This window comes from Geobacillus sp. CAMR5420 (assembly GCF_000691465.1).
GTDB lineage: Bacteria > Bacillota > Bacilli > Bacillales > Anoxybacillaceae > Geobacillus > Geobacillus thermoleovorans.
On the sequence record NZ_JHUS01000008.1, the window covers coordinates 1 to 21268 of the forward strand.

The 21268-nt window shown below is 55.0% G+C and carries 20 protein-coding genes, 1 rRNA gene and 1 riboswitch; of the genes, 18 read left to right on the plus strand and 3 right to left on the minus strand.

The genetic code is table 11. The features are described 5' to 3' along the window. The first annotated feature begins 316 nt into the window (after positions 1 to 316). Positions 317 to 433: ribosomal RNA gene (gene rrf, locus DI44_RS14735) — 5S ribosomal RNA — on the plus strand. A 255-nt stretch (positions 434 to 688) separates the two neighbouring features. On the opposite strand, the gene DI44_RS14730 is transcribed toward rrf, so the two are convergent. Further along, entirely contained in the window at positions 689 to 1138 is a 450-nt protein-coding gene (locus tag DI44_RS14730; protein WP_011229765.1) for an Hsp20/alpha crystallin family protein, read from the minus strand. A 148-nt stretch (positions 1139 to 1286) separates the two neighbouring features. Next, positions 1287 to 1388: riboswitch (purine riboswitch) on the plus strand. A gap of 111 nt (positions 1389 to 1499) precedes the next feature. Here DI44_RS14730 and purE point away from each other — a divergent pair. The 12 genes from purE to purD all read left to right on the plus strand — a co-directional run bounded on the left by purE (position 1500) and on the right by purD (position 14360). Then, positions 1500 to 1988, plus strand: coding sequence for a 5-(carboxyamino)imidazole ribonucleotide mutase (purE, locus tag DI44_RS14720; RefSeq protein WP_011229766.1), 489 nt, complete (start codon positions 1500 to 1502; stop codon positions 1986 to 1988). Next, entirely contained in the window at positions 1981 to 3129 is a 1149-nt protein-coding gene (gene purK, locus DI44_RS14715) for a 5-(carboxyamino)imidazole ribonucleotide synthase (protein WP_011229767.1), read from the plus strand. Before purE ends, purK begins: the two co-directional genes overlap by 8 nt. Next, a complete protein-coding gene (purB, locus tag DI44_RS14710) occupies positions 3126 to 4421 on the plus strand; it encodes an adenylosuccinate lyase (RefSeq protein ID WP_011229768.1) in 1296 nt (431 codons plus the stop codon). Before purK ends, purB begins: the two co-directional genes overlap by 4 nt. Positions 4422 to 4481: 60 nt before the next feature. Beyond that, entirely contained in the window at positions 4482 to 5225 is a 744-nt protein-coding gene (gene purC, locus DI44_RS14705) for a phosphoribosylaminoimidazolesuccinocarboxamide synthase (RefSeq protein WP_033024547.1), read from the plus strand. Continuing rightward, entirely contained in the window at positions 5213 to 5467 is a 255-nt protein-coding gene (gene purS, locus DI44_RS14700) for a phosphoribosylformylglycinamidine synthase subunit PurS (protein ID WP_014194763.1), read from the plus strand. Before purC ends, purS begins: the two co-directional genes overlap by 13 nt. Further along, positions 5464 to 6150 carry a phosphoribosylformylglycinamidine synthase subunit PurQ gene (gene purQ / locus DI44_RS14695; protein ID WP_014194764.1) on the plus strand — a complete coding sequence of 229 codons (687 nt, stop codon included), beginning with the start codon at positions 5464 to 5466 and terminating at the stop codon, positions 6148 to 6150. The genes purS and purQ overlap by 4 nt, the downstream gene beginning before the upstream one ends. Continuing rightward, positions 6134 to 8362 (plus strand): phosphoribosylformylglycinamidine synthase subunit PurL, encoded by a 2229-nt coding sequence (gene purL / locus DI44_RS14690; RefSeq protein WP_033024548.1) that lies wholly within the window; start codon positions 6134 to 6136, stop codon positions 8360 to 8362. Before purQ ends, purL begins: the two co-directional genes overlap by 17 nt. After that, entirely contained in the window at positions 8338 to 9750 is a 1413-nt protein-coding gene (gene purF / locus DI44_RS14685) for an amidophosphoribosyltransferase (RefSeq protein ID WP_011229773.1), read from the plus strand. Before purL ends, purF begins: the two co-directional genes overlap by 25 nt. A 123-nt stretch (positions 9751 to 9873) precedes the next feature. Beyond that, positions 9874 to 10914, plus strand: coding sequence for a phosphoribosylformylglycinamidine cyclo-ligase (purM, locus tag DI44_RS14680; RefSeq protein WP_011229774.1), 1041 nt, complete (start codon positions 9874 to 9876; stop codon positions 10912 to 10914). Beyond that, positions 10911 to 11543 (plus strand): phosphoribosylglycinamide formyltransferase, encoded by a 633-nt coding sequence (gene purN, locus DI44_RS14675; RefSeq protein ID WP_011229775.1) that lies wholly within the window; start codon positions 10911 to 10913, stop codon positions 11541 to 11543. Before purM ends, purN begins: the two co-directional genes overlap by 4 nt. Then, complete coding sequence (gene purH / locus DI44_RS14670) at positions 11506 to 13044, plus strand: bifunctional phosphoribosylaminoimidazolecarboxamide formyltransferase/IMP cyclohydrolase (protein WP_011229776.1); 1539 nt, start codon at positions 11506 to 11508, stop codon at positions 13042 to 13044. Before purN ends, purH begins: the two co-directional genes overlap by 38 nt. A gap of 23 nt (positions 13045 to 13067) precedes the next feature. Beyond that, complete coding sequence (gene purD / locus DI44_RS14665; protein ID WP_011229777.1) at positions 13068 to 14360, plus strand: phosphoribosylamine--glycine ligase; 1293 nt, start codon at positions 13068 to 13070, stop codon at positions 14358 to 14360. Here the strand turns inward: purD and DI44_RS19700 are convergent. Together DI44_RS19700 and DI44_RS14660 are read right to left on the minus strand one after the other, a co-directional pair. Next, positions 14314 to 14418, minus strand: a complete 105-nt coding sequence (locus DI44_RS19700; RefSeq protein WP_325048220.1) for an EYxxD motif small membrane protein — start codon at positions 14416 to 14418, stop codon at positions 14314 to 14316. The two genes, purD and DI44_RS19700, sit on opposite strands and share 47 nt — an antisense overlap. 251 nt (positions 14419 to 14669) lie before the next feature. Further along, complete coding sequence (locus DI44_RS14660; protein WP_011229779.1) at positions 14670 to 14915, minus strand: DUF2892 domain-containing protein; 246 nt, start codon at positions 14913 to 14915, stop codon at positions 14670 to 14672. A 96-nt stretch (positions 14916 to 15011) separates the two neighbouring features. On the opposite strand from DI44_RS14660, the gene DI44_RS14655 reads away from it, so the two are divergent. From DI44_RS14655 to pcrA, 5 genes are all read left to right on the plus strand, one after another. Beyond that, on the plus strand, positions 15012 to 16757 hold the full coding sequence (locus DI44_RS14655; protein WP_023633363.1) for an adenine deaminase C-terminal domain-containing protein: 1746 nt from the start codon (positions 15012 to 15014) through the stop codon (positions 16755 to 16757). A gap of 27 nt (positions 16758 to 16784) precedes the next feature. Then, on the plus strand, positions 16785 to 17807 hold the full coding sequence (locus tag DI44_RS14650; RefSeq protein WP_031212138.1) for a DUF3048 domain-containing protein: 1023 nt from the start codon (positions 16785 to 16787) through the stop codon (positions 17805 to 17807). Positions 17808 to 17899: 92 nt separating this feature from the next. Beyond that, the gene (locus DI44_RS14645; RefSeq protein ID WP_011229782.1) at positions 17900 to 18235 is read left to right on the plus strand and encodes a YerC/YecD family TrpR-related protein; all 336 of its coding nucleotides are present in this window, start codon (positions 17900 to 17902) and stop codon (positions 18233 to 18235) included. A gap of 97 nt (positions 18236 to 18332) precedes the next feature. Next, positions 18333 to 19052: a heptaprenylglyceryl phosphate synthase gene (locus DI44_RS14640; protein ID WP_014194773.1), complete on the plus strand. Its 720-nt coding sequence runs from the start codon at positions 18333 to 18335 to the stop codon at positions 19050 to 19052. A 28-nt stretch (positions 19053 to 19080) separates the two neighbouring features. Next, positions 19081 to 21255: a DNA helicase PcrA gene (pcrA, locus tag DI44_RS14635; protein ID WP_025039099.1), complete on the plus strand. Its 2175-nt coding sequence runs from the start codon at positions 19081 to 19083 to the stop codon at positions 21253 to 21255. Positions 21256 to 21268: the final 13 nt, after the last annotated feature.

Sequence of the window (21268 nt, forward strand, 5' to 3'; positions counted from 1 at the left end):
CGATCGAGGGCTTAACCTAGCAAGAAAAGTGGAGGCCGCCCGCTTATCGGCGAGGTGCGCTGGAGGGCCTGCGAGGAGGCTCGAACCAAGCGAAGCTTGGTTCTGCGTGGGTGGTGCCACAGGAGCGTATGCAATGTGTCGCCGCCGCAGCAGGACCGAAGCGTCGCGAGCCGATGGCGGCCGGAACTAGACAGCGAAAAGCGCAGGCGAGCGGCTTCTTCCTGAGCACGGTTATCTAGTTTTGAGGGAATGAACTTCCTTCTTGACATTGTTTGTTTTTCAAGTATAATAAATGATGTCAAAATCCAAATGCTTGCCTAGTGGCTATGGCGGAGGGGAAACACCCGTTCCCATCCCGAACACGGAAGTTAAGCCCTCCAGCGCCGATGGTAGTTGGGGCCAGCGCCCCTGCAAGAGTAGGTCGCTGCTAGGCAGGCAAAAAAATGAGGGAGCTGAATGGTTCTCTCATTATTTTTGCCTAATGGGAAATGAGTCATTTTGAATGACGCCATTTTCAATCCTCTCCCCCAAAATGTAAAGCGTGATCATCGTTTCCTAGACCCCCTTTTTCATAAAAGCGATAGGAAACGGAAACTCGCGTAAGGGTGTCCTGTACGGCATGGACACCCTCTTTTTTTTACTTTTTTTGGAAAGGCAGGTATCTTCTTTTTTTGCACTCGTGGGGAGATTATTCGCTTTTTTTGATGACAATTTTCTTTTTCGGCTCGTCAGGGATAAGTCGATGCAGGTGGATGAACAACAGGCCGTTATGGTATGTTGCTTCGATGCGGTCCTCTTTGACGGCGAACGGCAGTGGGATTGTTTTTTGGAATTGGCCTTGGAAAAGGCCTTCTTCTACTAGCTCAAACCCTTTGAAGTTTAGATTAATGGTTGCCTTCACTTCCAACGTTTTGTATGATACATACACTTCTGCATCTTCGATTTTTTCGAGCCCCGGGAGGCTGATGACAACGAGTAGCTCGTTGTCTTTTTTGTAAATGTTCATGCCGGATGATGGTTTGTTTGAGTTTGATGACGGCAGCAACGGCTGGATGCTTCCCCAAAAATCATTTTGGAAAAATTGCTGCCAATGTTTTGTCCAATCGGAAAACGGCATAAATGGATTTTCGTTGGTCATAACGTCTCCCTCCTCCGCTCCTTCATCATATGCCGTCTTCTTCGTTTGGTGATTCAAAAAACACGAACATTTGCTTTGGTGAAATACTAAATGTTCGATTTTTTCCTTGACACGCCGAAAAAAAACCTGCTACTATAAAGGTAACTTCATAGTGTATGAGAAGATCCCTCATATAATTTTGGGAATATGGCCCAAAAGTTTCTACCCAATCACCGTAAATGATTGGACTATGAGGGAAAGGATCGGTTTTGGCTTTTTTTTCGATCAGCAACTGTCAAAGCCCAGAACGATGCTTTCCCTCGTTTATGAATGGGAACGCATGTTCTGGGTTTTGTTGTGCTAGCAAAAGGAGTGAAACGGTATGAGCCCGCTCGTTGGGGTGATCATGGGAAGCCATTCGGATTGGGAAACGATGAAACATGCTTGCGCCATTTTGGCGGAATTGGGTGTTCCGTTTGAGAAAAAAGTCGTATCGGCGCACCGGACGCCGGATGAGATGTTTCGGTATGCGGAGACAGCCGAGGAGCGCGGCATCCGCGTGATCATTGCCGGCGCTGGCGGAGCGGCTCACTTGCCGGGGATGATCGCGGCGAAAACGACGCTGCCGGTGATTGGGGTGCCCGTGCAGTCAAAAGCATTGAATGGACTTGATTCGTTATTGTCGATTGTGCAAATGCCAGGCGGGGTGCCGGTGGCGACGGTGGCGATCGGCAAGGCGGGGGCGACCAACGCCGGACTGCTCGCCGCATCGATTCTTGGACTGCTTGAGCCACGCTATATGGAGGCGCTCAAAGCGCGGCGGGAAGCGATTCGCAAACAAATCGTAGAAAGCAGTGATCAATTTGACTAAGCAACGGATCGTTCCTGGGCAGACGATCGGCATCATCGGCGGGGGGCAGCTCGGGCGGATGATGGCTTTGGCGGCGCGCGAGATGGGTTTTCGCATCGCCGTGCTCGACCCAACGCCTGACTCCCCGTGCGGGCAAGTGGCCGATGTGGAGATTACGGCGCCTTATCATGATTTGGACGCCATCGCTGAACTGGCCCGCGTGAGCGATGTCATTACGTACGAATTTGAAAATATCGATGCGCGAGCGCTTGAGTGGCTGGAGGCAAACGCCTATGTCCCGCAAGGAAGCCGACTGCTTGCGGTGACGCAAGACCGGGCGCTGGAGAAAGCGGCGATCGTTGATGCCAGCTTGCCGGTGGCGCCCTATGTCGAAGTGAATGGAGCGGAGGAACTTGAACAGGCCGTTCAGACGATCGGTTTCCCGTGCGTCTTGAAAACGCGGCGCGGCGGCTACGACGGCAAAGGACAATATGTGCTGCGCGGCGAAGGCGATCTAGCCAAAGCGGCTGATTTGCTTGGGCTTGGCCCATGCATTTTGGAAGGCTGGGTGCCGTTTGTGAAGGAAATGTCGGTCATTGTCGCCCGCAACCTCGATGGTGAGACGGCTGTTTTTCCAGTGGCGGAAAATATTCATATCGAGAACATTTTGCATCAAACGATCGTTCCGGCTCGAATTCCGGAAAGCGTGCAAGAGCGGGCCATTCGCTACGCGGAAGTGTTGGCCGCATCGTTTTCGCTCGTTGGGACGCTGGCGGTGGAAATGTTTTTGACTGCGGACGGGGATATTTATATTAATGAGCTGGCCCCTAGACCGCACAACTCCGGACATTATACAATCAATGCATGCGCGACGTCGCAGTTTGCCCAGCACATCCGCGCCGTCTGCAACTGGCCGCTCGGATCGACCGAATTGTTGAAGCCGGCGGTGATGGTCAATATTTTAGGCGAGCACGTCGAGCCGGTCATTCGGCATATCGGTGCGTTCGACGGGGGGACCTACGTCCATCTGTACGGCAAACACGAAGCGAAGCCGAAGCGGAAAATGGGGCATGTGACGGTGCTGGCAGACGATGTCGAGGCGGCGTTGGCGAGAATCGAATCGTGGCAAATTTGGCATGATCGGAGGCTGGAACGAGGATGATTGAACGTTACACAAGACCGGAAATGGGAGCGATTTGGACCGAGGAAAACCGCTTTAAGGCATGGCTTGAGGTGGAACTGCTCGCGTGCGAGGCGTGGGCCGAGCTTGGCGTCATCCCAAAAGAAGATGTCCGCCGCCTGCGTGAAAACGCGTCGTTTGACGTCAACCGCATTAAGGAAATCGAAGAAGAAACGCGCCACGATGTCGTCGCCTTCACCCGCGCCGTTTCTGAGACGCTTGGGGAAGAACGAAAATGGGTGCATTATGGTCTCACGTCGACCGATGTCGTCGATACGGCGCTCGGCTACTTGTTAAAGCAGGCGAACGCGATTTTGCGGCGTGATTTGGAAAACTTCATTCAAGTGCTGAAAGAGAAAGCGCGCGAACATAAATACACGGTCATGATGGGGCGCACGCACGGCGTTCATGCCGAACCGACGACGTTCGGGCTGAAGCTGGCGCTTTGGTATGCCGAGATGGTGCGAAATTTGGAGCGGTTTGAACAAGCTGCCAAGATGGTGGAAGTAGGGAAAATTTCCGGCGCAGTCGGCACGTACGCCAACGTGGATCCGTTTGTGGAGCAGTATGTGTGTGAAAAACTCGGCTTGACGCCGGCGCCGATTTCGACGCAGACGCTGCAGCGCGACCGCCACGCTTACTATATGGCGACATTGGCCTTAATTGCGACATCGATTGAAAAATTTGCCGTCGAGATTCGCGGCTTGCAAAAAAGCGAAGTCCGCGAAGTCGAAGAGTTTTTTGCCAAAGGACAAAAAGGCTCATCAGCGATGCCGCATAAGCGCAATCCGATCGGTTCGGAAAACATGACCGGCATGGCGCGCGTCATTCGCGGCTATATGGTGACAGCGTACGAAAACGTGCCGCTTTGGCATGAACGCGACATTTCCCATTCGTCGGCCGAGCGCATCATTTTGCCGGATGCGACGATTGCGTTGAATTATATGTTGAACCGATTCGCGAATATCGTGAAACATTTGCTTGTGTACCCGGAAAACATGAAAAAAAATATGGAGCGCACGTTCGGGCTCATTTATTCACAGCGAGTCTTGCTTGCTTTGATCGACAAGGGGATGACGCGCGAGGAGGCGTACGATTTGGTGCAGCCGAAAGCGATGGAAGCGTGGGAGAGACAAGTGCCGTTCCGCTCGCTTCTTGAAGCGGATGAGCGGATCATGAGCCGGCTGACGAAAGAGGAGCTCGATGATTGTTTTGATTATCGCTATCACTTGAAACATGTCGATACGATTTTTGCACGCTTAGGGTTGGAGTGAGCGGCTGCCGGCTGGTCGAAGCCAGCCGGCTATACAAAAGATTTTCAATCTTCTGGACAAATGGAGGCGTTGATCGTGCCGACGAAACAACAGCTGTTATATGAAGGGAAAGCGAAAAAAATTTACGCGACTGACGAGCCAGATGTGCTTTGGGTCGAGTACAAAGACAGCGCAACGGCGTTTAACGGCGAAAAAAAGGCGACGATCGCCGGCAAAGGGCGGCTCAATAACGAGATTTCCAGCTTGTTGTTTTTGAAGCTGCGCGAAGCAGGCATTGCCAATCATTTTATTGAAAAGCTGTCGCCAACGGAACAATTGGTCCGGCGCGTGACGATCATCCCGCTTGAAGTCGTTGTCCGCAATGTGGTAGCGGGAAGTTTAGCCAAGCGGATCGGTCTAGAGGAAGGGACGCCGCTTGAGGCGCCGCTTGTTGAGTTTTATTACAAAAACGACGACCTTGGCGACCCATTGCTCTTGGAAGATCATATCTTCATTTTAAAACTCGCCAGCCGCGAGGAAGTCGCCGCGCTGAAGCAGGCCGCGCTTGCGGTGAATGACGTGCTGCGCCTCCATTTTGCCGAGCGGAACGTGCGGTTGATTGATTTTAAGCTTGAGTTCGGCCATACAGCAGACGGAGCCATCCTCTTGGCGGATGAGATTTCACCGGACACGTGCCGGTTATGGGACGCAAAGACGAACGAAAAGCTCGACAAAGACGTGTTCCGCCGCGACTTGGGCAGTTTGACGGACGCATACGAAGTCATTTTACAACGGTTAGGGGGAGAATCGGCATGTACAAAGTAAAAGTGTATGTCACGTTGCGAGAGAGTGTGTTGGATCCGCAAGGGACCGCTGTAAAAGGGGCGCTGCACAGCTTATCGTATACGGAAGTGAAAGATGTACGAATCGGGAAGTTTATGGAGCTCGTGATTGAAGAGAGCGACCGCGACATCAACGAGCTCGTTCGCGAGATGTGTGAAAAACTGCTTGCCAACCCGGTGATTGAAGACTACCGCTATGAAATCGAGGAGGCCGTCGCCCGATGAAGTTTGCCGTCGTTGTGTTTCCGGGATCGAATTGCGATGTCGATATGTATCATGCGATCGCCGATGAACTTGGCGAAGAGGTCGAATACGTTTGGCATGACGAGGACGATCTAGACCGTTTTGACGCCATTTTGCTTCCAGGCGGGTTTTCGTACGGCGATTACTTGCGTTCCGGAGCCATTGCCCGTTTCTCCAAGGTGATGGCTGCCGTAAAAAAAGCCGCCGAAGCGGGAAAACCGGTGCTTGGGGTGTGCAACGGGTTTCAAATTTTGCTCGAAGCCGGCTTGCTTCCTGGGGCGATGCGCCGCAATCAAGGGTTGAAATTCATCTGCCGGCCGGTCCAGCTGACGGTGGAAAATCATGAAACGATGTTTACGTCTGCCTACGAAAAAGGCGAAGTCATTACAATTCCAATCGCCCATGGTGAAGGGAATTATTATTGCGATGAACAGACGCTCGAGCGCCTTGTCGAGAACCGGCAAATCGTGTTCCGTTACCATGGAGAAAATCCGAACGGCAGCTTGGCGGATATTGCCGGCATCGTCAATGAACAGGGCAATGTGCTCGGCATGATGCCGCATCCGGAGCGGGCGGTCGACGCCTTGCTCGGCAGCGCGGACGGATTGAAACTATTCCGATCGATCGTCAACTATTGGAGGGAGACGCATGTCGTTACTGCTTGAGCCGAGCGCGGCGATGATCAAAGAACAAAAGTTGTACCGTGAGATGGGGTTAACAGATGAAGAGTTTGCGCGCATTGAAGCGATTTTGGGGAGACTGCCGAACTACACGGAAACCGGCATTTTTGCCGTCATGTGGTCGGAGCATTGCAGCTACAAAAACTCGAAGCCGGTGCTGAAAAAATTCCCGACTGATGGTCCACACGTGCTGCAAGGGCCGGGTGAGGGTGCGGGCATTGTCGATATTGGCGACGGGCTGGCGGTGGCGTTTAAAATCGAAAGCCATAATCACCCGTCAGCGATCGAGCCGTACCAAGGAGCGGCGACCGGGGTCGGCGGCATCATCCGCGACGTCTTTTCAATGGGAGCGCGGCCGATTGCGCTGCTGAACTCGCTTCGATTTGGCGAATTGACGTCGCCGCGCGTCAAATATTTGTTCGAGCAGGTCGTCGCCGGCATTGCCGGGTACGGCAACTGCGTCGGCATCCCGACCGTCGGCGGCGAGGTGCAGTTCGACCCGGCGTATGAAGGCAACCCATTGGTCAACGCCATGTGCGTCGGGATCATCCGCCATGAGGACATTCAGCGCGGCGTGGCGACCGGGGTCGGCAACACGGTCATGTACGTCGGGGCGAAAACGGGCCGCGACGGCATCCACGGGGCGACGTTTGCTTCGGAAGAGTTGAGCGAACAGTCGGAAGCAAAGCGTCCCGCCGTGCAAGTCGGCGACCCGTTTATGGAAAAACTGCTGCTTGAGGCGTGTCTTGAAGCAGTCAAGTCCGATGCGTTAGTCGGCATTCAAGATATGGGGGCGGCAGGACTCACGAGTTCATCCGCCGAGATGGCAAGCAAAGGCGGATTTGGCATTGAAATGAATTTGGATCTCGTCCCGCAGCGTGAGGCAGGCATGACGCCGTACGAAATGATGCTGTCCGAATCGCAGGAACGGATGCTGCTTGTTGTCAAGCAAGGTTGTGAAGACGAAATCGCCGCGATTTTTGCCAAATACGGCCTCGAGGCCAAAGCAATCGGCAAAGTGACCGATGACAAAATGCTCCGCCTCTTGTTCCGAGGCGAGGTGGCGGCGGAAATTCCGGTGGACGCCTTGGCGAAAGACGCGCCGGTGTATCATAAACCGTCTGCGGAGCCGGCTTATTACCGCGAGTTTCAAGCGATGCCGCCGTATATTCCGCACATCGAAGACTACAATCAAACATTGCTCGGGCTGCTCGCCCAGCCGACGATTGCGAGCAAAGAATGGGTGTACGACCAGTACGACTATATGGTGCGGACGAATACGGTCGTCGCCCCAGGATCGGACGCGGCGGTCGTGCGCATCCGCGGCACGAACAAGGCGCTCGCGCTGACGACGGATTGCAATTCGCGCTACTTGTATTTGGATCCGGAAACGGGCGGGAAAATCGCGGTCGCCGAGGCGGCGCGCAATGTCATCTGCTCCGGAGCAAAGCCGCTCGCCATTACGGACTGCCTCAACTTTGGCAGCCCGGAAAAGCCGGAGATTTTCTGGCAGCTCGAAAAAGCGGTCGACGGGATGAGCGAAGCGTGCCGGGCGCTCGGGACGCCGGTGGTGAGCGGCAACGTCTCGCTGTACAATGAAACGAACGGCGAGGCCGTGTACCCAACCCCGGTCGTTGGCATGGTCGGTCTCATTGACGATCTTTCCCATATTACGACTCAGTCGTTTAAACAAGCGGGCGACCTCATTTACGTGATCGGCGAGGCAAAGCCGGAGTTTGGCGGCAGCGAGTTGCAAAAATGGCTGGAAGGCCGCATTTTTGGAAAAGCACCGGAGATTGACTTAGAGGTGGAAGCAAGCCGCCAGCGCCAGCTGCTTGCGGCGATCCGCGCGGGGGTGGTGGCGTCAGCGCATGATATTGCCGAAGGAGGATTAGCCGTTGCGCTTGCTGAGTGTGTCATGGGTGCCTCGGGGCTTGGCGCCAAGGTGACGATCGGCGGTGACCTCGTCAGTGAACTGTTCAGCGAAACGCAATCACGCTTTGTTGTCTCGGTGAAAAAAGAGCAAAAAGAGGCGTTTGAGCAACTGGTTGAAGCGAAACAAATCGGCGAAGTGACAGACGACGGCGCATTCGTGGTGAACGGGGAGCACGGTGAGACGCTCATTCACCTTTCCGTTGCCAAGATGCGAAACGTCTGGAAAGGGGCTATTCCATGCTTGCTGAAATCAAAGGATTGAACGAGGAGTGCGGCATTTTCGGCATTTGGGGGCATGAAGACGCCGCCCGGCTCACATACTACGGGCTTCACAGCCTGCAGCACCGTGGGCAGGAAGGGGCCGGCATCGTTGTCGCGCATAACGGGAGCTTATCCAGTCATAAAGGGCTGGGGCTGGTGACCGATGTGTTTCAAAGCGGTACGCTCGATGCGCTCAAAGGGGCGGCGGCCATCGGTCATGTCCGCTATTCGACGGCGGGCGGGGGCGGCTATGAAAACGTTCAGCCGCTCTTGTTCCGCTCGCAAACCGGCGCGATGGCGCTCGCCCATAACGGCAACTTGACAAACGCCATCGAGTTGAAGCTCGCGCTTGAAGGGCAAGGAAGCATTTTTCAGACGACATCGGATACGGAAGTGTTCGCCCATCTCATCCGCCGCAGCCAAGCGCCGACGTTTGTCGAGCAAATGAAAGAGGCGCTCAGTCAGATCGAAGGGGCGTTTGCGTTTTTGCTGCTGACGGAAAAGGCGCTCTATGCGGCGCTTGATCCGCACGGGTTTCGGCCGCTGTCGCTCGGCCGGCTCGGCTCGGCGTATGTCGTGGCGTCGGAAACGTGCGCGTTTGACGTCATCGGCGCCACATACGAGCGGGAAGTGGCGCCTGGGGAATTGCTCATCATCAGCCGCGAAGGGGTGCGTTCAGAACGGTTCGCTCCTAGGCAGCCGCGGTCGATTTGCAGCATGGAGTACATTTATTTCGCTCGTCCGGACAGCCATGTCGACGGCATCAATGTCCATAAGGCCCGAAAAAACTTAGGAAAGCGGCTGGCCTTGGAAGCGCCGGCAGAGGCCGACATCGTCACCGGCGTGCCGGACTCAAGCATCTCTGTTGCCATCGGCTACGCTGAGGCGAGCGGCATTCCATACGAATTGGGGTTGATTAAAAACCGATATGTCGGGCGGACGTTCATCCAGCCGTCGCAGGCGTTGCGCGAGCAAGGAGTGAAAATGAAGCTGTCGCCGGTGCGCGGGGTTGTGGCCGGCAAACGGGTTGTGATGGTGGATGATTCGATCGTGCGCGGGACGACGAGCCGGCGCATCGTCGCGATGCTCCGTGAAGCCGGGGCGGTTGAAGTGCACGTGCGCATCAGCGCGCCGCCGATCACCCATCCTTGCTTTTACGGCATTGATACGTCGTCAAAGGAAGAATTGATCGCGGCGAATCGCACTGTTGAAGAGATTCGGCGCTTGATTGGCGCTGATTCCCTCGCCTTTATCAGCCAGGAAGGGATGCTTGAGGCCATCGGGCGTCCGGACGTCTCGCCGCAGCGCGGGCAATGTTTGGCGTGTTTCACTGGCCAATATCCGACCCGCCTCGGTCAAGCGGCGCGGCCATGTCTGACGATGAAATGATGGAGGAAGTATAACCGGTGCAGCTGACGAATGTGGTGGCGCGTTTCCGCGAGAGAAACGCTGCGCAACAAGAGCGTCGCCTGGCGTCCTGAGCGTGATGGGCGGCGAAAAGGAGGAGTTGACGTGGCAAAGGCATACAAACAAGCAGGGGTCGACATCGAGGCTGGTTATCAGGCCGTCGCCCTCATGAAAGAGCACGTGCAAAAAACGATGCGTCCCGAAGTGCTGGGCGGGATCGGCGGGTTTGGCGGCTTGTTTGATCTATCCGCGCTTGGTTACCGCCAGCCGGTGCTCATCTCCGGCACGGACGGTGTCGGAACGAAGTTGAAACTAGCGTTTTTGCTTGACCGGCATGATACGATCGGCATCGACTGTGTCGCTATGTGTGTCAACGATATTATTGTCCAAGGGGCGGAGCCGCTCTTTTTCCTCGACTATATCGCTTGCGGCAAGGCGGTGCCAGAGAAAATCGCCGCCATCGTCAAAGGGGTGGCCGACGGCTGCGTCGAAGCCGGCTGCGCCTTGATCGGCGGGGAGACCGCGGAAATGCCAGGAATGTATGATGAAGATGAGTATGATTTGGCTGGGTTTGCGGTCGGCGTTGCGGAAAAAGAGCGACTCATAACCGGAGAGACGATCCAAGCGGGCGATGCGCTTGTCGGCCTGCCATCAAGCGGCCTTCACAGCAACGGCTATTCGCTTGTGCGCCGCATCGTGTTTGAACAAGCGAAATTGTCGCTTGATGAGATTTACGAGCCGCTTGATGTTCCACTCGGCGAGGAGTTATTGAAGCCGACGCGCATTTATGCGAAACTGTTGCGCTCTGTGCGCGAGCGGTTTACGATCAAAGGGATGGCGCATATTACCGGCGGCGGGTTGATCGAAAACATTCCGCGCATGCTGCCGCCGGGAATCGGCGCGCGCATTCAGCTCGGTTCATGGCCGATTTTGCCGATTTTTGACTTTTTGCGTGAAAAGGGCAGCCTTGAGGAAGAAGAAATGTTTTCCGTCTTTAATATGGGCATCGGCCTTGTGCTCGCTGTCAGTCCGGAAACGGCGGCTCCTCTTGTTGAGTGGCTTTCGGAACGAGGCGAACCGGCGTACATCATCGGCGAAGTGGCCAAAGGAGCGGGCGTGTCGTTTGCTGGAGGGGGCCGGGCATGAAGCGGCTGGCGGTGTTCGCTTCAGGAAGCGGCACGAACTTTCAAGCGATCGTGGACGCGGCCAAACGCGGCGATTTGCCGGCTCGTGTGGCGCTTTTGGTCTGCGACCGCCCTGGTGCGAAAGTCATTGAACGAGCGGCGCGCGAAAACGTGCCGGCGTTCGTGTTTTCCCCAAAAGACTACCCGTCCAAAGCGGCGTTTGAGAGCGAGATTTTGCGTGAGCTAAAGGGGCGCCAAATCGACTGGATTGCGTTGGCCGGCTATATGCGCTTGATCGGGCCGACGCTGCTTTCGGCTTATGAGGGGAAGATCGTCAACATCCATCCGTCGCTGTTGCCCGCGTTTCCGGGCAAAGATGCGATCGGCCAAGCGTATCGGGCTGGTGTATCGGAAACGGGCGTCACCGTTCATTACGTCGATGAGGGAATGGATACCGGGCCGGTCATCGCCCAGCGCGTTGTTCCGATCGTGCCGGGCGAGCCGATCGAGGCGCTTGAGGAGCGCATCCATCAAGTCGAACACGAGCTGTACCCGACGGTGTTGCGCATGCTGCTAGGGGAAAAGGAACAACAGGAAGAAAGGATCGAGAACGATGGCAGTGAAACGAGCATTGATCAGCGTGTCCAATAAGGAAGGCGTCATTCCGTTTGCGAAGCAGCTGGCTGAACTTGGAATTGATATCATTTCGACCGGTGGGACGAAACGAGCGCTTGAAGACGCCGGCGTTCCCGTCATTTCGATTTCCGATGTCACCGGCTTTCCGGAAATTTTGGACGGGCGCGTCAAAACATTGCATCCGGCCATTCACGGCGGCATTTTGGCGGTGCGCAGCGATGAGCGCCACCAAGCAGCGCTCGCAGAGCATGGCATTCGCCCGATCGATTTGGTCGTCGTCAACTTGTATCCGTTCCAACAAACGATCGCCAAACCGGATGTGACGCTCGCGGAGGCGATTGAAAACATCGATATCGGCGGCCCGACGATGGTGCGTGCGGCGGCGAAAAACTATGCTGATGTCGCGATTGTCGTCGATCCAGCCGATTATCCGATGGTGATTGAAGAACTGAAAACGACCGGTTCGATCCAAGCAAAAACGCGGCAACAACTGGCGGCGAAAGCGTTCCGCCATACGGCGGCGTATGACGCGATGATTGCGGAGTATTTGACAAACCTCACCGGAGAGAACTATCCGGAAACGCTCACGGTCACGTATACGAAAAAACAATCATTGCGCTATGGCGAGAATCCGCATCAATCGGCAGCGTTTTATGCCAAGCCGCTCGGTGCGGCGTTCTCGATTGCCAACGCGGCACAGCTGCATGGCAAAGAGTTGTCGTACAACAACATTAACGACGCCAATGCGGCGATCAACCTCATTCGCGAATTTCAAGAGCCGGCTGTGGCCGCCATCAAACATATGAACCCGTGCGGCGTCGGCGTCGGCGCGACGCTTCTTGAGGCGTTTACGAAAGCGTACGAAGCGGACCCGGTGTCGATTTTCGGCGGCATTATTGCGGTCAACCGTGAAGTGGACAAAGAAACAGCCGAACGGATGCACGACATCTTTTTGGAAATCGTCATCGCTCCGTCATTCAGCGACGAGGCGTTTGCCATTTTGACGAAAAAGAAAAACATCCGTCTGTTGACGCTTGATTTTACCGCGCCGGACGTCAAGGAAAAAATGCTCGTTTCCGTCAATGGCGGCTTGCTCGTCCAAGAGGCCGATACGTTCACGCTCGAAGACGCTGAATGGAACGTCGTTACGAAGCGCGAGCCGACCGAGGCTGAGCGCGAACAGCTTCGGTTTGCTTGGAAGGTTGTCAAACATGTGAAATCGAATGCGATTGTACTGGCCAAAAACGGGATGACAGTCGGCGTTGGCGCCGGGCAAATGAACCGGGTCGGCGCGGCCAAAATTGCGATCGAACAAGCCGGGGAACAGGCGGTTGGCGCCGTGTTGGCCTCCGATGCGTTCTTCCCGATGGACGATACGGTCGAGGCGGCGGCGAAAGCCGGCATTACCGCTATCATTCAGCCGGGCGGCTCGATTCGCGACGCGGATTCGATCCGCAAAGCGGATGAATACGGCATAGCCATGGTCTTCACCGGCGTGCGCCACTTTAAACATTAAGCGTGGCAAAGGAGAGGGAGACGATGAATGTACTGGTCATCGGACGAGGCGGGCGCGAGCACGCCATCGCCTGGAAAGCGGCGCAAAGCCCGCTTGTTGGCAAGCTGTATGTAGCGCCGGGAAACCCGGGCATCGCGGACGTGGCGGAACTGGTCCATATTGATGAGCTCGATATTGAGGCATTGGTGCAGTTTGCGAAACAACAGGCGATCGATTTGACGATCGTCGGGCCGGAAGCGCCGCTTGCTTCCGGCATTGTTGACCGTTTTATGGCCGAGGGGCTTCGCATTTTCGGCCCAAGCCAGAGGGCGGCGCTCATCGAAGGAAGCAAGGCGTTTGCCAAAGAGCTGATGAAGAAATACGGCATCCCAACGGCGGACCATGCGGCCTTTACGTCGTACGAAGAGGCGAAAGCTTATATTGAACAAAAAGGCGCGCCGATCGTCATTAAAGCGGACGGATTGGCCGCCGGAAAAGGCGTCACCGTCGCCCAAACGGTGGAAGAAGCGCTTGCCGCGGCGAAGGCAGCGCTTGTCGACGGACAATTCGGCACAGCCGGCAGTCAAGTTGTCATTGAGGAGTATTTAGAAGGGGAAGAATTTTCGTTTATGGCGTTCGTTAACGGCGAGAAGGTGTATCCGCTCGCCATCGCCCAAGACCATAAGCGGGCGTATGACGGAGACGAAGGACCGAACACCGGCGGCATGGGAGCCTACTCGCCGGTGCCGCAAATTTCGGATGAGATGATGGATGCCGCGCTAGAGGCCATTTTGCGGCCGGCGGCGAAAGCGTTGGCGGCGGAAGGACGGCCGTTTCTTGGCGTGCTGTACGCTGGATTGATGGCCACGGCAAATGGGCCGAAAGTGATCGAATTCAACGCCCGCTTCGGCGATCCGGAAGCGCAAGTCGTGCTGCCGCGTCTGAAGACCGATTTGGTGGAAGCGGTACTAGCGGTGATGGATGGAAAAGAGTTGGAGCTTGAATGGACGGACGAGGCGGTGCTTGGCGTCGTGCTGGCAGCTAAAGGTTACCCCGGGGCTTACGAGCGCGGGGCCGAAATCCGCGGGTTGGACCGAATTTCCCCTGATGCGTTGTTGTTCCATGCTGGCACCAAACGAGAAGGCGGCGCATGGTACACCAATGGCGGACGCGTTCTCCTGTTAGCGGCCAAAGGGGAGACGCTCGCAAAAGCGAAGGAAAAAGCGTACGAGCAGTTGGCGGCGATCGACTGCGACGGCTTATTTTACCGGCGCGACATCGGCCGGCGCGCTATCGAACGCGCCTCCGCCGCATATACACGTATGAAAGGGCGATAATGCCGCCGATTAACGCGGCCAATACGAACGACATATCGGTCATATACTCGAGCAGCATGGTGGTTCACTCCTTTGTAGTCGAAGGTGTCCCAAGTATGGGACACCTTTTTTGATGATGTTTGGCTAGTCCACAATGCCAAGCCGCAGATCATTTTGCTTTCTTCTCTTTCGTTGACAGTTGGCACTCTTCATTGGCCGTTTCGATACATAGCAACACGTATCGCTCACGATGCGAAAAATGTTGCCGAATGACGGTGGAATGGAAGACATCGGCAAAAGCGGTGCGCAACGTCGGACGGATGTCCTCCCTCATGTCGGATTGACGACCGCTTCCTTTTCCTCTTCAAACAGCTGCCGGCGCTGCATATTGTCAAACAGGGCGGTCATCGGACAAAAACGGGTGATCCCTTCTCCGACTTTCATCGCCCCAAGCAAAGCGGCCCACAAATAGGATGTGCACCATGGCCGCCGGGCGAGGCGGGCGGTGGCCCAGGCGATGACAGTCAGGCCAACCGTGATGCGAATGAATGCGTTCACAATGCCGATATTCGCCATCGGTCTGTCCCCTCCTTAATATTTTTATTGTGAAAGTCGCTTTTGTGCGTTAAAATGGTTGTATGGAACGATTAGGAAACAAGGGACGGGGTGTCAATGGGCGAACAACGTTACCGATGGAAAGGCAGCGAACTGCGTGCACAAGCAGCGGTGATTGATGGCAAACAATCGCCGACGAAAGTATTGGTGAACGCCACATATTTGCATTCGTATTTTCGTGAATGGGTAAAAGGAAACATATGGATCCATGGCGACCGCATCGTGTATGCCGGAGAGCGTCTTCCCGATCGTGTCGACGAGGCGTGTGAGATCGTCGACTGCCGTGGGTACGTGCTCGTTCCCGGCTACATTGAGCCGCATGTTCATCCATTTCAATTATATAATCCCCATTCGTTTGCTCGTTATGCAGCGGCGCACGGAACAACAACGCTCATCAACGATAACTTGTTTTTGCTTTTGCAGCTCGATGATGAAGACGCGCTTTTATTTTTACAAGAAATGAATGCGCTTCCAACGTCGATGTATTGGTGGTGCCGGTTTGATGGGCAAACGGAGCTCGAGCGCGAAGAGGAACAAGTGTCCAATGCTCGGATCAAGCGCTGGCTTGACCAAGAGGCGGTGCTTCAAGGCGGTGAGTTGACCTCATGGCCAAAAGTGGCGAGCGGTGATGACATCATCTTGTATTGGATGCAAGAAGCGCATCGGCGGCGCCGCAAAATTGAAGGGCATTTTCCGGGGGCGTCGGAAAAGACGCTTGTCAAAATGGCGCTCTTTGGCGCAGATGGCGATCATGAGGCAATGACGGGAAAGGAAGTGCGCATGCGCCTTTGGCACGGCTATACCGTCGCGCTTCGGCATTCCTCGATTCGCCCGGATTTGCCGGTGCTGCTTGAAGAGATGAAAGCGCTTGGCATCCGGCATTATGATAAATGCTTGTTGACGACGGATGGCTCGCCGCCGGCGTTTTATGAGAATGGGGTGATCGATTGGCTGATCCGCATCGCGATCGAGCATGGCGTGCCGGTGATCGATGCCTATGCGATGGCGACGATCAACGCTGCCCGCCACTACGGCATCGAGCATCTTCACGGCAGCATTGCCACCGGCCGCATCGCTCATATCAACTTTTTGCGCTCGGCTCACGATCCGACGCCGGCGCAAGTGCTCGCCAAAGGCGAATGGGTGAAGCGCGATGGAGAAGCGCCGCCTCTCTGGCCGGCGCCGGAATGGTCTCGGTTTGGCATTCGGCCGCTTTCGTTGTCATGGGAGCTTGAATGGGATGATTTGCAATTTTCCATGCCGATGGGGCTGCGCATGGAAAACGCCGTCATTTTAAAACCGTATTCCGTGTCGATCGATACGTCGCGCGATCGTTTAGGGCATGACCATGATGAGTGTTTTCTGGCCTTGTTTGACCGAAACGGCCGCTGGCGCGTCAATACGATGTTAAAAGGTTTTTCATCGGTGCTTGGCGGGCTGGCGAGTTCTTACTCGAACACCGGGGATTTGATTTTGATCGGCAAGCATAAGGAAGATATGATGCTCGCCTTCCGGCGGATGAAGGAGATCGGCGGCGGCATTGTGCTCGCTGAGGACGGAGAGATTTTGTTTGAGCTCTCGCTTCCTTTAGGCGGCATGATGTCCTCCTTGGAGGTGGATGAATTGATCAACGAAGAAAAAACGTTCGTCCGTTTGTTGCGCGAGCGTGGATATCCGTTCGAAGACCCGGTGTATTCGTTGCTCTTTTTGCAATCGACCCACCTGCCGTATGTGCGCGTCACCCAACGCGGCATTTATGATGTGATGCACAAAACGGTACTCTTTCCTTCGATAATGCGGTAAAATAAAAAAGAAAAGGTTGTGTGTCCATTGAAACATTGGCTGTTCGTCATCAGCTGCGCGGCATTGTTGTTGTTAGGGGGCTGCACGACCAAAAGCGAGCCGAAGCAGGCTGAACCAGCCAAACCGGCTCCTCGGCAGGAGCAGCCGTCCAAGCCTCCGGCGGAGGAAAAACAAACGTTCCCGCTGACGGGGCTGCCGGCGAAAGGGAACATCCATCAACGGGTCGTCGGCGTGATGATCAACAATCACCCGAAGGCGCGGCCGCAATCGGGGCTTCGTGCGGCGGACATCGTGTATGAGGTGCTTGCCGAGGGCGATATCACCCGTTTGTTGGCGTTGTACCAAAGCGAATTGCCGGAGCGGGTCGGACCGGTGCGAAGCGCGCGTGATTACTATATTGACTTGAGTGAAGGCTACCATGCACTGTATGTATGTCACGGCTGGAGTCCGGAGGCGAAAGCGCGTCTTGAGGGAGGCGGAATCGACTATTTGAACGGATTGTTTTACGACGGCACATTGTTTCAGCGCGTCCCGTTCCGCAAGGCGCCGCACAACTCATACATTTCATTCGCCAACATCGAAAAAGGAGCGAAACAAAACGGGTATGCTTGGACGGACCACGTTGCCCCGCTATCGTTTCGCACCGATGAGCCGAGCGGCCAAAAGGTCGAGACGGTTCACATCGCCTATTCGCATCGCGCCTATGCCCAGGTTGAATACCAATATGTTCCTGAACAAAAGGGGTATTACCGGTACAGCGGCGGCGAGCAAACGATCGATTATGATACGCATAAGCCGGTTGTCGTGCAAAACGTCATGATTATCGCTGCCCGGCATCGAGTCATCGATAGCCACGGACGGCGCGACATCGACCTCGCCTCCGGTGGCAAGGGGTACTTGCTGCAGGGCGGCGTCATGCAGCCGATCGAATGGAAAAACGTCGACGGCCGGCTGCTGCCGTACCATAACGGGGCTCCGATCGGATTCGTGCCGGGAAAAACGTGGATCAATATCGTGCCGGAACTGGCGATCGTCCAGTGGAAATCATAACCGCCTTGTCTGTTGCAAGGCAAAGGGGCGGTGGATTCGCAGATTGGTTGGCTACAACATTTTTCCCGCCAAAACGCAAGGAGGAAGCAGCTATGCAAATTGACAAACTGCGCGGCAGAGAGTTGGATCAACTGTTTAAAGCGATTTTATCGCTGCGCGATTTAGAAGAGTGTTACCGTTTTTTTGATGATTTATGCACCGTGAATGAAATCCAGGCGCTCGCCCAGCGGCTCGAGGTCGCCCGCATGCTGCGCGAAGGATATACGTATCACAAAATCGAAACGGAAACCGGAGCGAGCACGGCGACGATTTCGCGCGTCAAGCGCTGCCTCAACTACGGCAATGATGCTTACGCCATGGCGCTCGATCGCATTAAAGAGGAGCAACAGCAAGAAGAGAAAGAAGCCAACGAAGCGGTCACAGACTGACGCGGCAAGGAGATTCCTTCCATTTGCAAAGGAACTCCTTTTCTTTTTGCGGATTTGTTATAATGGAACAATGGAGACGGAGTGGAGGGTTGCCGCTATGGAGGAGATTCGCGCTTGGCGCCATGTGTTTAAACTCGACCCGAATAAACCGATTGATGACGAGCGCCTTGAGCGCCTTTGCGAGTCGGGAACGGATGCCGTCATCGTCGGCGGAACCGACGGGGTGACCATCGACAACGTGCTTGATTTATTGGCTCGCATCCGCCGTTTTTCGGTGCCATGCGCGCTCGAAGTCACCGACGTCGAAGCGCTGACGCCGGGATTTGACGTATATTTGGTTCCGATCGTGTTAAACAGCCGGCAGGCGGAGTGGATCATCGGCCGTCATCACGAGGCGGTGAAACAATACGGTGATATGATGAACTGGGATGAGATTGCCGCAGAGGGCTATTGCATTTTAAATCCGGAATGCAAGGCCGCCAAGCTGACGAGAGCCGATACGGAGCTTGACGTCGACGATATTGTGGCCTATGCCCGTTTGGCTGAGCATTTGTACAAGCTGCCGATTTTTTACCTTGAGTATAGCGGAGTTTATGGAGATCCGTCTGTCGTGGAAAAAGTGAAACAAGCGCTTGATCAGACGCAGCTGTTTTACGGCGGCGGCATCACAACTCCTGAGCAGGCGGAGCATATGGCGCGCTATGCCGATACGGTGGTCGTCGGCAACGCGATTTACGACGCGTTCGAACAGGCGTTGGCGACGGTGGCGGCGGTGAAGCAGATGGCTGGTCAACGCAGCGGCGATGATGGAAAATAGAACATATGTTTTATTGGTGGTGGACATGATGAATTTTTTATCGGAAAAGCTGCTTGCGCATTTAAACAAAGAACAGCAAGAAGCCGTTAAAACGACAGAAGGCCCATTGCTCATCATGGCGGGAGCGGGCAGCGGAAAAACGCGCGTGCTGACGCACCGGATCGCCTATTTGATGGCGGAAAAACAGGTGGCGCCGTGGAATATTTTAGCCATTACGTTTACGAACAAAGCGGCGCGTGAAATGAAGGAGCGGGTGCAGGCGCTCTTAGGCGGGGCGGCGGAAGACGTGTGGATTTCGACGTTCCATTCGATGTGCGTCCGCATGTTGCGCCGCGACATTGACCGCATCGGCATCAATCGCAATTTTTCCATCCTTGACCCGACGGATCAGCTTTCGGTCATCAAAGCGATTTTGAAAGACAAAAATATCGATCCGAAAAAATTTGAGCCGCGGACGATTTTAGCGACGATCAGCGGGGCGAAAAACGATTTGCTCACGCCCGAGCAATTCGCAAAGCGGGCATCGACGTACTACGAAAAGATCGTCGGCGACGTGTATCAAGAGTATCAACAGCGCCTTCTCCGCAATCATTCACTCGATTTCGACGATTTGATCATGACGACGATCCACTTGTTTGACCGCGTGCCGGATGTGCTTCAATATTACCAGTATAAGTTCCAGTACATCCATATCGATGAGTACCAGGATACGAACCGCGCTCAATATACGCTGGTGAAAAAGCTCGCAGACCGGTTTCAAAATATTTGCGCCGTCGGCGATGCCGACCAGTCGATTTACCGGTGGCGCGGGGCGGACATTCGCAATATTTTATCGTTTGAGCGCGACTACCCGAACGCGAAAGTCATTTTGCTTGAACAAAACTACCGCTCGACGAAACGCATTTTGCAGGCGGCAAATGAAGTCATTGCGCATAACGTCAATCGAAAACCAAAGCGGTTGTGGACGGAAAACCCGGAAGGGAAGCCAATCGTCTATTATGAAGCGATGAACGAAGTGGACGAAGCGCAATTTGTCGCCCGCCGCATTCAAGAGGCGGTTGAGAGCGGGGAGCGCCGCTACCGCGATTTTGCCGTGCTTTATCGGACGAACGCCCAGTCACGCGTCATCGAGGAAATGTTTTTAAAAGCGAACATTCCGTACCAAATCGTCGGCGGCTTAAAGTTCTATGACCGGAAAGAAATTAAAGACATTCTCGCTTACTTGCGCGTCATCGCCAACCCCGATGACGATTTGAGCTTGCTTCGCATCATCAACGTGCCAAAGCGTGGCATCGGCGCCTCTACGATCGACAAACTTGTCCGCTATGCGGCCGAGCATGAGCTGTCCTTGTTTGAAGCGCTCGGCGAGCTGGAGATGATCGGCTTCAGCGCGAAGACGGCCGGGGCGCTCGCCGCGTTTCGCGGACAGCTTGAGCAATGGACGCAGCTGCAAGAATACGTTCCGGTGACGGAACTTGTGGAGGAAGTGCTCGACCAATCGGGCTACCGCGAGATGCTCAAGGCGGAACGGGCGATTGAAGCGCAAAGCCGGCTTGAGAACTTGGACGAGTTTTTGTCGGTGACGAAGCATTTCGAAAATGTAAGCGACGATAAATCGCTCGTCGCCTTTTTAACCGACTTGGCGCTCATTTCTGATTTGGACGAGCTGAATGGGACAGATCAGGCGGCCGAGGGCGATGCCGTCGTCTTCATGACGCTGCACGCCGCCAAAGGGCTTGAGTTTCCGGTCGTGTTTTTGATTGGCATGGAAGAAGGCATTTTTCCGCATCTTCGTTCACTGGAGAATGAGGATGAAATGGAAGAAGAGCGGCGGCTGGCGTATGTCGGCATCACTCGGGCCGAGGAAGAGCTCGTATTGACGAACGCGCAAATGCGGACGCTGTTTGGCAACATCCAAATGAACCGGCCGTCGCGCTTTTTAGATGAGATTCCCGCGCATTTGCTGGAGACGGTCTCGCGTGGGAAACCGTCTGTTTCCCGTTCAGCGTCCGCTCGCTTGCAGGCAGGCGGCGCCATCAGGGTGTGGAAAGTCGGAGACCGGGCGAACCATCGGAAATGGGGAATCGGTACGGTTGTCAGTGTCCGTGGCGAAGGTGACGACCAAGAACTCGATATCGCCTTCCCGAGCCCGATCGGCATTAAACGTCTGCTCGCTAAATTTGCGCCGATTGAGAAAGTATAGAAAGGAGAACGGG

Excerpts from the sequence above, each read along its gene's own strand:
- purN (WP_011229775.1), top strand. The coding sequence starts at position 10,911 with ATGAAGCGGCTGGCGGTGTTCGCTTCAGGAAGCGGCACGAACTTTCAA.
- DI44_RS14730 (WP_011229765.1), bottom strand. The coding sequence starts at position 1,138 with ATGACCAACGAAAATCCATTTATGCCGTTTTCCGATTGGACAAAACAT.
- purB (WP_011229768.1), top strand. The coding sequence starts at position 3,126 with ATGATTGAACGTTACACAAGACCGGAAATGGGAGCGATTTGGACCGAG.
- DI44_RS14660 (WP_011229779.1), bottom strand. The coding sequence starts at position 14,915 with ATGGCGAATATCGGCATTGTGAACGCATTCATTCGCATCACGGTTGGC.
- pcrA (WP_025039099.1), top strand. The coding sequence starts at position 19,081 with ATGAATTTTTTATCGGAAAAGCTGCTTGCGCATTTAAACAAAGAACAG.
- purQ (WP_014194764.1), top strand. The coding sequence starts at position 5,464 with ATGAAGTTTGCCGTCGTTGTGTTTCCGGGATCGAATTGCGATGTCGAT.
- purE (WP_011229766.1), top strand. The coding sequence starts at position 1,500 with ATGAGCCCGCTCGTTGGGGTGATCATGGGAAGCCATTCGGATTGGGAA.
- DI44_RS14645 (WP_011229782.1), top strand. The coding sequence starts at position 17,900 with ATGCAAATTGACAAACTGCGCGGCAGAGAGTTGGATCAACTGTTTAAA.
- DI44_RS19700 (WP_325048220.1), bottom strand. The coding sequence starts at position 14,418 with ATGCTGCTCGAGTATATGACCGATATGTCGTTCGTATTGGCCGCGTTA.
- purL (WP_033024548.1), top strand. The coding sequence starts at position 6,134 with ATGTCGTTACTGCTTGAGCCGAGCGCGGCGATGATCAAAGAACAAAAG.
- DI44_RS14640 (WP_014194773.1), top strand. The coding sequence starts at position 18,333 with ATGGAGGAGATTCGCGCTTGGCGCCATGTGTTTAAACTCGACCCGAAT.
- purF (WP_011229773.1), top strand. The coding sequence starts at position 8,338 with ATGCTTGCTGAAATCAAAGGATTGAACGAGGAGTGCGGCATTTTCGGC.
- purD (WP_011229777.1), top strand. The coding sequence starts at position 13,068 with ATGAATGTACTGGTCATCGGACGAGGCGGGCGCGAGCACGCCATCGCC.
- purS (WP_014194763.1), top strand. The coding sequence starts at position 5,213 with ATGTACAAAGTAAAAGTGTATGTCACGTTGCGAGAGAGTGTGTTGGAT.
- purH (WP_011229776.1), top strand. The coding sequence starts at position 11,506 with ATGGCAGTGAAACGAGCATTGATCAGCGTGTCCAATAAGGAAGGCGTC.
- DI44_RS14655 (WP_023633363.1), top strand. The coding sequence starts at position 15,012 with ATGGGCGAACAACGTTACCGATGGAAAGGCAGCGAACTGCGTGCACAA.
- purC (WP_033024547.1), top strand. The coding sequence starts at position 4,482 with ATGGAGGCGTTGATCGTGCCGACGAAACAACAGCTGTTATATGAAGGG.